General features: G+C 38.2%; 16 protein-coding genes. 1 reads left to right on the forward strand and 15 read right to left on the reverse strand.

Going from position 1 to position 13,624, the window contains the following annotated elements; genetic code table 11:
• Positions 1 to 198 precede the first annotated feature (198 nt).
• From ACWATR_RS37105 to ACWATR_RS37175, 15 genes are all read right to left on the reverse strand, one after another.
• Positions 199 to 522, reverse strand: coding sequence for a hypothetical protein (locus ACWATR_RS37105; protein WP_460344452.1), 324 nt, complete (start codon positions 520 to 522; stop codon positions 199 to 201).
• Positions 519 to 764, reverse strand: a complete 246-nt coding sequence (locus tag ACWATR_RS37110) for a hypothetical protein (protein ID WP_460344455.1) — start codon at positions 762 to 764, stop codon at positions 519 to 521. The genes ACWATR_RS37105 and ACWATR_RS37110 overlap by 4 nt, the downstream gene beginning before the upstream one ends.
• A gap of 6 nt (positions 765 to 770) precedes the next feature.
• On the reverse strand, positions 771 to 1,244 hold the full coding sequence (locus tag ACWATR_RS37115; RefSeq protein WP_460344458.1) for a hypothetical protein: 474 nt from the start codon (positions 1,242 to 1,244) through the stop codon (positions 771 to 773).
• Positions 1,245 to 1,276: 32 nt separating this feature from the next.
• The gene (locus tag ACWATR_RS37120; RefSeq protein WP_460344461.1) at positions 1,277 to 1,861 is read right to left on the reverse strand and encodes a hypothetical protein; all 585 of its coding nucleotides are present in this window, start codon (positions 1,859 to 1,861) and stop codon (positions 1,277 to 1,279) included.
• 3 nt (positions 1,862 to 1,864) lie between these two features.
• The gene (locus tag ACWATR_RS37125) at positions 1,865 to 3,292 is read right to left on the reverse strand and encodes a phage terminase large subunit family protein (protein ID WP_460344464.1); all 1,428 of its coding nucleotides are present in this window, start codon (positions 3,290 to 3,292) and stop codon (positions 1,865 to 1,867) included.
• Positions 3,264 to 3,740 carry a hypothetical protein gene (locus ACWATR_RS37130; RefSeq protein WP_460344467.1) on the reverse strand — a complete coding sequence of 159 codons (477 nt, stop codon included), beginning with the start codon at positions 3,738 to 3,740 and terminating at the stop codon, positions 3,264 to 3,266. The genes ACWATR_RS37125 and ACWATR_RS37130 overlap by 29 nt, the downstream gene beginning before the upstream one ends.
• Positions 3,741 to 3,857: 117 nt before the next feature.
• Positions 3,858 to 5,516 (reverse strand): protelomerase family protein, encoded by a 1,659-nt coding sequence (locus ACWATR_RS37135; protein WP_460344470.1) that lies wholly within the window; start codon positions 5,514 to 5,516, stop codon positions 3,858 to 3,860.
• A gap of 125 nt (positions 5,517 to 5,641) precedes the next feature.
• Positions 5,642 to 5,917 (reverse strand): hypothetical protein, encoded by a 276-nt coding sequence (locus ACWATR_RS37140; protein ID WP_460344473.1) that lies wholly within the window; start codon positions 5,915 to 5,917, stop codon positions 5,642 to 5,644.
• A gap of 27 nt (positions 5,918 to 5,944) precedes the next feature.
• Complete coding sequence (locus ACWATR_RS37145; protein ID WP_460344476.1) at positions 5,945 to 8,332, reverse strand: VapE domain-containing protein; 2,388 nt, start codon at positions 8,330 to 8,332, stop codon at positions 5,945 to 5,947.
• 98 nt (positions 8,333 to 8,430) lie between these two features.
• Complete coding sequence (locus tag ACWATR_RS37150) at positions 8,431 to 8,613, reverse strand: hypothetical protein (protein ID WP_460344479.1); 183 nt, start codon at positions 8,611 to 8,613, stop codon at positions 8,431 to 8,433.
• 254 nt (positions 8,614 to 8,867) lie between these two features.
• Positions 8,868 to 9,173 (reverse strand): hypothetical protein, encoded by a 306-nt coding sequence (locus ACWATR_RS37155; protein WP_460344482.1) that lies wholly within the window; start codon positions 9,171 to 9,173, stop codon positions 8,868 to 8,870.
• Positions 9,174 to 9,267: 94 nt separating this feature from the next.
• A complete protein-coding gene (locus tag ACWATR_RS37160; protein ID WP_460344485.1) occupies positions 9,268 to 11,337 on the reverse strand; it encodes a hypothetical protein in 2,070 nt (689 codons plus the stop codon).
• A gap of 3 nt (positions 11,338 to 11,340) precedes the next feature.
• Positions 11,341 to 12,090, reverse strand: coding sequence for a hypothetical protein (locus ACWATR_RS37165; protein ID WP_460344488.1), 750 nt, complete (start codon positions 12,088 to 12,090; stop codon positions 11,341 to 11,343).
• A gap of 11 nt (positions 12,091 to 12,101) precedes the next feature.
• Positions 12,102 to 12,707: a hypothetical protein gene (locus ACWATR_RS37170; protein WP_460344491.1), complete on the reverse strand. Its 606-nt coding sequence runs from the start codon at positions 12,705 to 12,707 to the stop codon at positions 12,102 to 12,104.
• A gap of 11 nt (positions 12,708 to 12,718) precedes the next feature.
• Entirely contained in the window at positions 12,719 to 13,015 is a 297-nt protein-coding gene (locus ACWATR_RS37175; RefSeq protein ID WP_460344494.1) for a hypothetical protein, read from the reverse strand.
• A 285-nt stretch (positions 13,016 to 13,300) separates the two neighbouring features.
• On the opposite strand from ACWATR_RS37175, the gene ACWATR_RS37180 reads away from it, so the two are divergent.
• Complete coding sequence (locus ACWATR_RS37180; protein ID WP_460344497.1) at positions 13,301 to 13,588, forward strand: hypothetical protein; 288 nt, start codon at positions 13,301 to 13,303, stop codon at positions 13,586 to 13,588.
• Positions 13,589 to 13,624 lie beyond the last annotated feature (36 nt).

Here is a 13,624-nt window from a genome sequence, read left to right on the forward strand (position 1 = left end):
AAGCTGAAGGACTGAACATACTTTTAATTTCAGATTGGAACCCTCGAACCTGTCTGTTAAAGTCGTTTTGTCCAAGACGTAAATCAATTGAAATTACATGATTTTTAGTAGCCATTTGTTACCTTCTTGGTGTGAAAAAAAGGGAATCATTTTTTAAGTGATTCCCTTGTGTGTACTTCGTATTTAGTTGCGTAAACTTTAAACTTCTTTACCGTTTCTCATCAATTTTCCGTCTTTATCTTTTTCAATCCCTAATTGACTGAGTTCTGACTCAGAGAGTCGGTAAAGCCTACCATTTTTCTTTAATATATCAATCTGAAAAGGAATTGTCGCACTTTCCTTTTTCCTCCTCTCGGCTTCTTTTCGGTCTCGGTATTGAATGCGGGCACTTTCTTTAATTTCACGCCAGCTTTTGCGCTCTTTGTGCTGTTCCAGCAGAGAGGGGTTCGGTCTGAATCGTTCGTTTTCTTCAGCTAATCTGGCATTTTCAGCGAGTAGGGCGTCAATCTCTTCTTGAGTCATTTTCCTGATTGATTTTCCTGATTGATGTGGGGGTTAACCGTGAATAGGAGGTTTCTAAGGATGTTTATCTCTGCTTGTATTTTCAAAAGGTTGATGACTTCTCTTGAACATATTTCTTCCATAATTGAATCAATAAGTTCAAGCTTTATCTGAATTGTTGAAAGATCGTCGCGGTAAGCTTCTACCTTTCTTTTGAGGAATTCGTTCTCTTCAATTAATGTTAGTGACTTTTCATCAGCCATAACTTTTTATAGTTCATCTTCTAATTCTTCAATGTCTGCGTCAATCCCGCTTAAATCGATGTCAGAAGTATTTACCGCTTCCATAAAAGGAGAATTCATCAATCGGATTTGACCCGCTTCCATCTCAGCTTTTAAAGCAAAAATTTTGAGTATATCTTCGATTGCTTTAGTGTTGTTTTTACTGATTTCTACTAAATCTTGAATAGCTACCCTATTCGCATCATTTTGCGTATAAAAATTTTCTACAGCCCTATCTAATCGCCATAAAAGACCTTGGTCTTTTTTGATATCCGCCATTAAATATTGTATTGCGGTCTGCAACCCCGTTGCAAAATTTCGCATTTCTTTCTGTTCATGGGTGAGTTGCACGATATCAGAAATGTTGCTTGCCGTATAATTAGCAATTTGCTTAAGAATGCCAAAACTATCCTCAAGCAAGGAAACCAAACGACTTTTTTCTTTCTCTATAAAATTACTCATAATGTTTGTCTCAATTGTTCTACGCAACTTCTTTAATTATAGCTAATTTCTTCCATTATGAAATACGGTAAAAGTGCTTTTACAAGCATCATTAAAGAATTCACATGATTCAACTCGCTTAATTGAAATTGACTTTTTGAATTGATAATTATCTTTTTATTTAATATTAATTCCTCTAAAATATCGTTTAATTCTTCTTTTTCACTGAATCTTTGTCCCTCTTCTTTGAAAGAGGAAAGCTCTACAAAGTGAACCTTAGCAGGAACAGATAAACTTATTCCCCCGGCATACATTGGAGGAAAATAATAATTCATCGATTCTTTGCTGAGTGCGGCTTTCAAGTAGGGAGAATCATTTATAAAGTAAATACTGTTATCCGATTGTCTAATATCTTGCTGAACTTTATCACAAGTCCAATTAACACATTCTCGGATACTTTCAACTTTTAAATACCGTTCCCCAGTAAGAACTATTTCAGATTCTTTAACCTTAGCCCCGGCAATCTTAAAGTCCCTTTCTCGCTTTTCGTAATTCCCAAAAAACGAGCATTCAACTACTATCGTCTGAGGTCGATAATAAAAGATTCCACAAAGCTTTTTATCGTGTTTTATCAACATTAATTAAATTCCCCCTACAAATCCTTGTAGTTGGGCTACTTCTAACATCACAGCACAAGCTGATATTTCATCATCATTCTTCCCTAGTTGGGCTTCGTATTGTACCCCCATTTGCCTAAAAGATTCTGCATCCATTTGGAACGAGTCTTTAGGTTCCCAGTGGATTTTAGCCGATTCAATGTGGTATTTGATTCTTCCAACTAATTCCCCTTTGTTACTTCCGTTGACATTAACACCAAACATTTTTAAAAACGGGAAGTGTCGTTTTAATTGCTCAAAATATAGTACCCCACTACTATTTAATTCTACCCCTAAAATTAAGCCAGGAAATCGCTGTAGCCATTTAATAATATAGGCTAAGTGTTCTTCCATTGTGCCCTTATTCCGTCTATAACCTGCCACTTTTGTAAAAGTTCCGTTTTTCACTTTCCAAATTGAAAGAACGCAATAATCATTTCCCCCGTTTTGAGTGTCGAGTCCCCCAATATATACACACCCTTCGGTAGCTGCCTTTTCTTTAATTCCTTCTTTCTGGCAAGCTAATAAATCCAATGGATTAAAGTATTGAGCCTCAGCCGAACTGAAATCAAGATTATATTCTCTTTGAATCGTCTCCCAAGGAACCCGTTTTTTATTGTGTATATCTTCTAGAAAATTCTCTCGACTTGCATAGATTGGGTGGGATTCCCAATGTATGAAAATTTTTGCCCATCCATTAGCATCTATGAAATGGTAGAAACTTGGTAGCTCACCAGCTACGATCGCTTTGCAGATATCCTCTAGTTTGCTAGGGTTTCCAGAGCTAGCCAGGTCATAGTAGAGTTGACCTCCTACGCTACCGTTAGGGGTCGAGCAAAAGTATTCCCTGGCAACATCACCCAACATCGATTGGGTAGGCGTTGCCGCATCTCTGATGAGTTGCAAATCGGGTACAAAGGAGCATTCATCATAAAAAATATCAGAAACACTCTCAGCGCTCCGAGAGCTTTCGGGCTTTGAGTTCAGAAACCTTAACCGACCCCCATCTCTAACCTGTAAATCCCTCAAGTTATCCGTATTGAGTTTTATATTGGCACTCTCTAAAGCTCTCTTGGCTCTCATAGCAATATTGCTTGAGTCAACCTGAGTTTTTGAAAACACCAAGGCATTATAACCAGGATTTGTAACCGCTTTATGAAGCATCACAGAGAGAATGCTTTCAGTTAGTCCTAATTGTCTACTTTTGATAAATAGGCAGTTATAATCCCTCATCAGTTCAGCTATTTTTATCTGGTAAGGGTAAGGGTCAAACTTCTTTACTTGACCCCCTGATGTAATATCAGTCATCCTAGCGAAATCTTCCCATTTTTCGGGGATGATTATTTGATTTGATTTCGTTAGCTTCCCGGTAGCCAATTGCTGTTTAGGAGTCGGTTTCAATTGGAATAACATTTATATTGTCTCCGGGTAGTGTAATTTGATATCCCATTCTTGAAACGACATCTAAAGCAATTCTTTGATTAGCAAAAATATGTATGGGGTAGATTCGGTGTAGCATCCCTTCAATTTTTTCGAGTTTTAGCCATTCTGAATTACTCTGATAGTCATCCTCATCAAACCCTAAATAAACTCTCTCCTGAATTGAAGCGACTATTTGCAATTGCCTACCATACATGAATAATAGAGCTTTCTGGAAATACTCGATTACATTTTCGGGATTATTCTCATCAAAGCTGTATTCTTCAAAATTTACCGAGTTGAAATCAAATTGTTTACTCGCGTTTGTTTGGGATGTTGGGGTTAGTTTCTTTTCAGGGATTAAATCGAGCTGCCCGAAAGCTTTTAGATGTTTTTCGAGAACTCCTTCGCTAATTCTGTGGTGTTTTCTAACTTCTTTCAATATTTGGTTAAAATTTTGACCTTGTAGAATTAGTTCTTCAACTAAACCTATTTTCTCTCTTCTACAAATTATGCAATCACATCTCATATTTTTAGTGGGGCTTTAAGCCCCTATTAATTATTTGATATAAGTTTTAAAAGTGGGGATAACTACACTTTGTTTTTCTTTTCTCCACTTCAGATTATTTCCGGGGGGTATCCCTTGAGTTTTGTTGTGTTCGTCTATTTTGACTAGCAAGCTTTCATTAGCTGCTAGGAAGTTATTCACATCATTAATGTTAACTGTTCTCTCAAACATCACCTCATAAAAGCTTCTAATAGGTGATGCTGCTATCTCTATTTTATACTTTAATTCCGAGTGCGTATTGTAGTCCATCATGACACTGACTAATCGAGCTAATCGAGTCCAAGCCTCTGATGACCTAGGGTTCTCTTTTGTTTTAATTATTATCCCGTCGTCTATTGTATTCCCTACTGCTTTTTTAAATACTCGACCTAAAGCTAAAGCTAACTCATCCCCTTTTTTGAGTTTCCCACTTTCATCTAAAAATACTTTTTGAGCTAGTTCAATTGCTTCAGGATTATCAGCTAAGTTACCAATGATTGCAGAATAAATAGTTGCCATGTCGTTAATCTCCTGTGGTTGTTGTTCTTTGATTTGTGTAGTTTCTATTTCGCCTATGGAATAGGTCAAAATCTCATTAAGATGTGGTGGGATGTTTTCAATATTCCATGATGCATAACCCCTGGTAGTATCTTCAAATTCGTGAATCAAGCAACGTCTTGCAAATTCCAAATAATCTTTATCATCCCCAACAAAGGAGCCGTTAACATTTCTCTGAAGTTGAATTAAGAAACTAGTTCCGATGTTTCTTAATTGGTGTTTATTATCTTTTGAGTTATTCCCTTTAAGAAAAGGTCTAACTATTTCATTGAAAACTTTAGTTACTGCTTTATTTTCTGAGTTATTCCAAGCTATGTTACCTGCTTTTCTACCTTCTAAATCTCGTTTTGTTTGGGCTGTAGAATCTTGAGGTAGTAACTTTCTTAAGCGCTCTACAGCATCAATAACTAAAGTTCCTCGAACTAGTGTAGGTATTCTGTAGTATTTATCAGTTTCTTCTCTCTTTTTCGCTGGGGATGAAACTACAACAGCATAATCAAATTCATCTTCGATAAACTCCATATCCATCCCAACTTCCACATCACGCCTATAGGTTGCCATACTCAGACCTACAGCTATTTTTTCCCAGGAATCACCATTTAGAAGTTCTTCTGCAATTTCAATGTATTTAGTGAAATCAATTCGAGTAACTTGTGGGGCTGTAGCAGGTCTAGCAGTGTTTTTGTTAGTTTCTTTGACTTCCGCTACTTCTTCCACTTTTGCGGGTTCTACAGCTTCACTAGGGGTTAACACTGACTTTTTAAAAGTGTCCCAAGCTTCAATATTTGGTTTTGAATTAAGACCTAATTCTGCTTTTTTATCGATGAATAACTTCACCCCAACAAACAATTGAAACTCTCTTTTGTACCCGTCAATATGTGCTACCTGGGGTGAAGCTTCGGTTAACTCATTGAGTTCCTTCATTAAGGGGGCAATGAATTCTTTTTTGGTCATTGAAGCGCTGGCATCAACCTCAGCTACAGCTTTGAAAGTTGCTTCAACAACATTTTGATAAGCTTGAATTCCCGCTTTCTGTTCAATGAGATTTTGAATATTTAAGATTGTTTCTTGAGCTAGTTGATTGAGTTGCACAGTCTTTGTTAGTGGACTCATTTCGTTTCCCCCGTCTGGTATATACCTAATATAAACGAATATACCCGATATGTCAATACCGGGTAGAAAGATATCTGATATGTAAATACTAGGTAAAAGGGGTCAACTCATAAGTTAAACTTATACTAAAAATAGTCGTCTATATTGATGTTCCAATCAGAATTCTGTAACCAATTCCGATACATATCTTCTGGAGTTGGGGGGGCAATATCAAGAATTTCAGGTAGTAACTGACCTTCCCACCAAGTATGTACAGCTATGGGAATTCTATCAAGGTAAAGAGTGCAAGTATGTCTCTTTATTTCCTTGGTGAAGGGTTGAGAAAATTCAAAAGCAACTCTGATTCGGTTGCTTCTGAATTTTGGTAAATCTTCTCTCCTCTTAATTATTTGATGGTTCAATTTTCGCTACCGGGGCGGGACTGAAATTTAGAAACCTGCTACAGCCTTTTCAGGACTCAAAGCAAAAGTGTCTAAAGATTTCTGAAAATGTTCTAACTGTTGGGGGGTGAAATTCTTCTTAAGTTCTTCCCTATCAGGCAATCCCATTAAGTAGATTTTTTCACCAAGTTTAGGTGATGACCAATATTTTTGGATGATTTCTAAAGGTGTTAGGTAGTCATCCTCTGGTTTTGGAGCTTGGTTTACTCTTGCTTGAGGCTGATCATTTTCAGGTTTAATTTTGTCTGCCTCAGCTTTTTTTGCATCCCAGTATGAATCGTATCTCCAATATCTTCCTCTCGCCCCGTTTTTTATAGTGGCGAATTTCGGGGCAACCATACCAAATTTTTTCAAAACGTTAGTGATACGGTTAGCTGTGAAAGTCTTAGGTAACTCCAAAGCTTTTATAATCTCAGAGGTAGTCCAAAATTCCTTACCTCTGTGTAGTTCTTCATTCCCTTCCATAAGATTCATAATTTCATCTTCAAAGGGTTCTACACACTCAGATTTAGCTGTATCAATCCTAGAAATTTCCTCTTCTTCAGGCGTCAGCCACCAAATATAATCATGCTTTTCAGTGTTCCAATCACCTCTCTTTTCAATTGCTTCGGTGCATACGGTAAAAGCTGCTGACCATATCGCATCCCTCATTTTTCGTATTTCTGAGAGATTAATTACATCGTCAATCCTGACAATCCAGTAGCGGCGATTACCTGTCTTATCTACCAGGAATGTTTCTTCGTTGGTCGTCCCACATAGGATAAAGTCTCTAGGGAAGGTTTCGGTAGCGGGGGCATAAGGAGCGCGGAACTTATCAACTCTTTTAGTCAAGAAACCTTTCAATCTACCTACGGATACTCGGTCAAAAGTTGTCTCTATTTCCCCAAATTCTGAACACCAAGCCGATTTTAGAGCTAGCAGGGAATCAGCTTCTTTACCGTGTTCCCCTTGTGTCTGAAAAAATTCTCTAAAAAGCTCCTCAAAGAAAGAGGTTTTGCACATTCCCTGAGAAAGAGATTGGAGAATTAGAACGTTATCAACTTTGCAACCTGGGGATAATGCCCTTGCTACTGCACCTATAAGCCATTTTCTAATGTACACCTTTTGAATAGGTACTTTCAGCCCCATAATCTTGTAGAGCTTTTCAAAAACTTCTTCAGGGTTCTCTGACTTCCCGACACTGTATAAATACTCTTGAACGGGGTGATAAGAGTTTTCTTTGGCTATATCTACAATGATGTCGGTGAAAGTCTCTTTAGGGCAATCTGGCGCACCCTCAGAAGCTAAAAACCTGGCTCTTAAGGTATTTGCGTTTGTAGGTTGTCTATTCAGTTCTAGACTTAAAGACATTTCATTCCATTCAACTTTTCCGAAATCCCTGAGCCAGTCTGTGATTTTCCCCCTCATAAACTTGTATTTGTTAGCTTTCACTGACTTTATAACTTTAGGTTCCTTCGATCCTAAATCAAAACCAGAATCAATCGTAGTGTGTGTGCTTTCTCTTTTATCCCAGATTTGTTTGTTTTCTAGTTTGGTAACGGTAGCGTGAAATTTAGCCTTGTAAACTTCTACCAATGAAAGAGGGGTTAAGATATGACCTAACCATTTTGATTTGTCTCTTACGTAAGTATGACGATTCCCACGCTCTACAAATTCTAAATTCCTTATTGTTTCGTCTGAAATTCTTCTTACTTGGGCTATATATTCCGGGGTTATTTCCGTAATTTCATCAGTATTTTGATTAACTCTAGTTTCTTCCGCAACAATACCTAAAGGATTGTCATTAAGTATAGGCAGGTTTACATCTGAAAACTTATACTTTTCCCCGGTTCCTGGTATGAATTTAGATAGAACGGGTTCAGCTTTTGTGTTAAAAAATCCAGGTAGACGCATGAGGCGGGAAGGGTTACAGCAATTAGGATCAGCACCGTAGTATTTAATTAATCTACCGACATTAGGCTTAAAGGCTTCAACTTGGCAAGTATCGGAGAGAACCCAGTAATGGTGAAATTTGTTAGGTGAGGTTTCCACGCTAAAAGTAGGTTTTAGGTGGAAATCTCTCATAGTCTCTTCTGGTTTATCCCAGTCAATAAAAAGGGTTAAAATCTTTTCTACATCTTTGTCGGTTGTCCCATCCCGTTTCATTAGTTGAGGGCGGATGTAGATACTGTATCCTTCTCGATTTTTTTGCTCTAGGACTGAAAAATACTTCTCAAGAGTCCCGTTGAAATGAAGAAAAGGTTTCCCGTCTTTTTTTTCAGAATATAGGCAACAAAAGGTATAATTAGAATTAACACCAGCTATTTGATTTAAAAAATCTTCAGCCATCCCCTTGTTTGTTTCAAGGGTTTTAGGTATTATTGAATTACAAATCATTTTATTTTTCGTTTCCTGTCCTTAACAGGGATTTGATTAGAACCTTAGAGATTGCCGTCTCTAAGGTTTTTGTTTATCTGAATTTCACTACCGGGAAGCTAGCGAATCGAAGCTTGAAGACCTGCGAAAAAGTATTCTCTAATTACCTCTGTAGGTGGTTTACCTTCCTTTTCGGCTAGTTCTCTAATCATTTGAGCTTCGGAAGCTCTTAGGCGAAAATAGAAAGCTTCAGTTAATTTATCTTCTTCAGGGATTATAGGGCGACCCATCTTTTTACCCATGACTACTACCTCTTTACTGCATAACTTAATGATATCATAAAGTCTTACTTAATGCAGACATCACAAAAATAAAGTGTACTACTTATGTACTGTGGATTCCACTTGCAGATACGATAATTGCCACCTTTTACAGTGGCAGTAAAATTTACTTAGATTTTCTAGCTTTTCGTCGTTTTGCGATTTCCTTTTTTTGTCGTTCTTCCTTCTGTTTTTGTTTGGCTTCACTGGAATCACCCATCTCGATGTCGTACCATTTAAAAGGTCTGATTCTGTAGCTTGAGTTCACCGTCATTTTTTATCAATCCTATTTCCTTCAATCGGTGTTCAGTGCTTGGAATGTAATAATCAACATCCCAGAATTTGTAAAGCATGATGTGTAATTCCTGTACTTGAGTTGGTGAGAGGGAAGCAATTTTTTCTAGTAATCCTTTAGGAGCTTCTGAATACTCAGCTTCACAATAAATGTTTGCTCTGAGAGTTGCTGGAGTGCAATCAACCCCATTAATTGCACAGATTAAAAATGTACCTTCTTCAAGAGAGAAAACGGGTAGAGAGTTCATATTTTTAGAGGGAAAGAATTATTTGAATTGAAAAGCAATCAGGAACTACTTACATTATCTCATGTATAAAAATGTAAGTAGTTTCTAGGTTGAATCATGCCTTAAAAACATGGTTACAATCCTTGCATTTTCTTTTACCCGAACCATTAGAAATGTGATTCAATGATTCGCAATTAGGGCATTTTAGAGCCTCAGAAATCAGAGAATAAGGGTATTTACCAAAAGCTGGAAGCTCTATGAAGTAAGGTTTTCCATCCCCAATAACTAAAGCAAATCTATAAGCTTCTGGATTTGTTTTCTCTAGTCCTAATTCACGGTTTTTATCATCACAATATTCAGTCAATTTATCAGCTTGTTGCTTCAGTCTATCTTGCTCTGGTTTGGTTAGTTGGTTTGTATTGGTGAGGGCATCATAGGCATTTGAACCGATGTGAACATTGATTGCAGAGTTCCAATCGCTTCTATCCATCCCAGGATATTTAGAAGCATTGGCATTTTGACCAACGAAAATCACCCCACCTCCTTTGTGGGAAATCTGTTTGATAATTGTTGAAATGTTTTGACCTATAACAGATTGCTCTTTCTTTTCAACACTGACCATTGATGAATCGATTTCATCAAACAAAGTTAGAGTAAATTTTTCAAAGTTTGAACCATTGACCGATTGGGCTAATTCAGCGATTCCCTGCACTGAATCCTCGTGAGTGTGCCCTACTGTGGGGAGAGTCCAGTAATTTTTTCTTGAGTTGAATTGCGGATTGTAGAGGGTTACATCACCCCCTCTAGCCTGAAGAATACACACGGCTAAATTCTCAGCAGTCGGTGATTTTCCGCTTTCACTTCCTCCAGTGATTCGCACCCTTGACCACTTACCAACAATTTCAGGGAATTTATCAGCCGTTTTCCAGATTTTGTTAATGTCGGTTTCAGCGATCGCTTTTACTGGTTTCTTAGCTAAATGCAACCAGGCAACCATCAGTCCTTCCTCGGCATCCCAACTAAATTTTATAGGTGAGAGTGTATGAGTAAGCTGTTGTAATCTCTCCCCTTCTGGCTCTAGTTCACCTGGGGTTAGGGTTCTACCATTGCGATCGCAGTGGAAACTAAGGGTAGATTGCCAATGGTCAAAATCAGCCTTCGCACGGTCTAGGATTATGCCCTTGGATTCAAAGTACGCAATTATGATATTGCCTATTTGTAAATCTTGGCGAGTAGCCGATGACCATGTAAGTGGTCTTTTCAGTTGGTCAATCTGGGCGAGTAACTCTTGGTTGCGATCCACTAAATACTTGCCCTGCTCCAAGGTTTCAGTAAACTCGGTTTCATATCTTGCAATGTGCCCTTGATTAGCCGCTACCCAGGATTTAGCTAAGTGTTGTACCTCCAATTGTTTAGCACGTATTTCCTCAGCCGCTTTACTAGAAAGGTCTTCTATAGATACTTGGTACTCACTAAAAGGGACTGCATCATCAAGCTGTTCTTGTGAATACTTGATAATGGTTGAGTAACCTTTAATGCGTAAATCAGCCGATTTGTTAATGATTCTCTCTTGAAAACCTAGACCAACGTTTATCAACTCATCTACAGTGTTGATAGTTCCGTAGGCTTCAAGCTCTTTTGATGCCCAAGATTTGATTTTATCAAGGTCTGATTCTAGATTTTCAAAGAACTCGGTTAGGTCTGGGTAATTACTAATCCAACCACTGATTAAGCATTGAGTTTTTTGAATAGATTTTTTATAAGTTTCCTCTACTATTTGATGGGCGGAACTAGTAGAAGATGTGCTGACTGTACGAAGTTGAGCGCGTAACCTTTCAATGGTTTTTTCAAGTTCGTGATTTTTGTCTAAATTAGCAATCCCGTCTCTGACCGATTCTGTTATGTGCTTATCGCGTAAATCAATAGCGAGTTGCTTTGCAATATCTCTATCTTTCTCAGCTTGGCTCATTTTCTTGGATAGTATTCTGCCTGTTTCTTGGGCTTTTTTGAGTTGGTCTGATGTTCTCTCCAACTCAGTTTTAAGTTTATCGGCTTTGCTATTTCCCACCGATGAAAGTATCAATGAAGCCCCCAAAGCTCCCGCAAGCATACCCCCGCCAGTTTTGTAAAAATCATAGTTAGGTTGAGTTGTTGCAAGAGTCAAAGTCATCAATAAATTAAGCATTGTTTAACCCTCCAATGAATTAGATAAATATTTCTGGATGATGTCTTGTGTTTGAGCATCTAGCGTTTGAATTTGAGCTTGTTTCTTGCGCTCTGTTGCTTCGTAATATTGGCGTAATTGCTCAGTCTCATTTTTTAGATGAGTTGTGGTGATGCGAGACTGTACCAACTTTTCATCAGTCTGTGTCAGCTTTTCTCGGTTGATATCAAGTTCTACATTGGTGATATCGAAATTGACAATTTCCGATTGGGTTTTGATGCCCTGTGTTGCTGCCTTAATCACAGATGTCTCAGCTTTGTGATACTGCTGTGCTGTCTTACCGATTTCCTCAATGTATTTAAAGCCAGCTTGCAGTAATTTTTGTGCGCGAACGCCTCCTGAATAAGTCTGCAATCCACTAGTCAGTTGTTGTTCTGTGGCTTGTAATTCGATTTGAGGATTAAGCAAATCACTGGGAATCATCCCTGAGAAATCTTGGGCTGGAAAGCTTAAGCCCCCGTGGACATCAGATTTATGATTCAGTGAGGAGGATTGAAAACCCTTTTGATATCCTCCAGGCTTAACCATCTGAGAGACATCATTAGCAGCTTTGCCGATGGATGCCCCTACATCAACCGCTTTGGAGGCAATCTGAGAAACACTCCCCAATGTTTCCTTAGCCGCATCTACGACTGCTTTTGCCCTCGCTCCCGGTGAATTATCAGCAACTCTCTTTGAACCAGTTAGACCACCTTTTCTTGAACGTGCAACCATGATTAAAACCTCTAGATATTTTTAAGAACGTCATTCAGAAAATCGCAAGAATCACTTTCCCACAGGTCTAATAATTGGGTGGTGACATCATCCGAAGCCTGTTGTTGCTGGACTTTTTTCTGCGCTCTCAACATCTGAGCCGACCTGAACTCCTCACGGATTTTTGACTGGGACTCCAAATGGTTGAAAACTTCATTAACAACTAACTCGCGTGTGGTTTCTTCGTAGGTATCTTGAAAGGTTTGATAGTCTTGAATCGCCTCAATCTGTGCTGTTTCAGTGATGCGCTTTTTGCGAATTGCTCTAACTTGGACTTGGGCAGATTTTAAAGTAAGTTCACTCTTATCTGACGCCGCTAGTTTTTCCGAAGACTTTGTTTTATAAAGTTGTGAGTCTTCAGTGAGTCCACCACTGGATTTACTCACTGGTAGTTGTAATGTCTCTTTCGCCTGGGGTAGCTGTGGTTGGGAATTACCAAAAGTCTGGTTTAGAAAGTTTATTTGAGATTTACTTAATTTTGTTGTAACTTCCCAATCTTGACCCCTGCACTGGGTTAAAGCTTCTAGAACATCATCAACAGATAATTGGTTTTTAACAGCGTAAGAACGTACAAGCATTTTGGTAACTCCTATTCGGTAATTTGTTGATACTTACGGTTTAAAATTTGCTCAACTCTGTTCAAGCTAAAACTCTTCTTAAGGTCTTGAATTTCCTCCAAAAAGACGATATCAGAAGATAAAATTCTAGTTCCGTTTAAGTTGCCTTCTTTGTCGATGTACTTCATTAATTCGGGTATATAGTCAGCGCCAAATTTAATGTATCTAGCTACAGTAATTGGCGAACACTTTAACTGTTCAGCTACTTGGGCTTTTGTAAATTCTGGCTCGTAATTTGTATCAGTAACTCGTAGTTCAAGAATGTTCATTTTAGATACAGTTGATTGTCAGTATGAGTTAATCAAGAGTTAACCATGATTCGAGCATTGAAATAATCTAGATATTCACAAGATGCATAACGGTTTAATTCTTGGTTAGCTCTTGATTACTACCTGATTAAGTCTTGAATAAAACATGATTGATACCTGTTCGGCTCACTTCTTTAATATACCCGTTATACACCCGTTTAACATCGGTGAATCAAAAAGGTGTTTGGGTGCTGTATATTACCCGTGTTAAACTGGTGTATCATAGGGAAAAAGGATATTAATAAAATGCCTAAATTAAATGTCGGTTCAATTGAATTAGGGGATTTTGATAGAGACTGGTTTATAGTCGCTTCAAAGCTTTTAGGGCGTTCAGTAAGGGCAAATCTAGCCTCTGTGACAGCCTTCTATATAAGAAGAAGAACACAAGAATTCAAAGAATTACTCGCCTACACAGCCAAAAAACACGGCATTTCAGAGGATGAATGCTTTCAAATTCTTCTCTCAGGAAAAGAATTACCCCCACCCGTAGCGGGTTTTGATGAAGCACCCCCAGAAGTAGACACAGAAGAATAGGCGGATATTTGGTGGGTGTAGGTGGGTGAAACTGCC

This window comes from Nostoc sp. UIC 10890 (assembly GCF_054786515.1).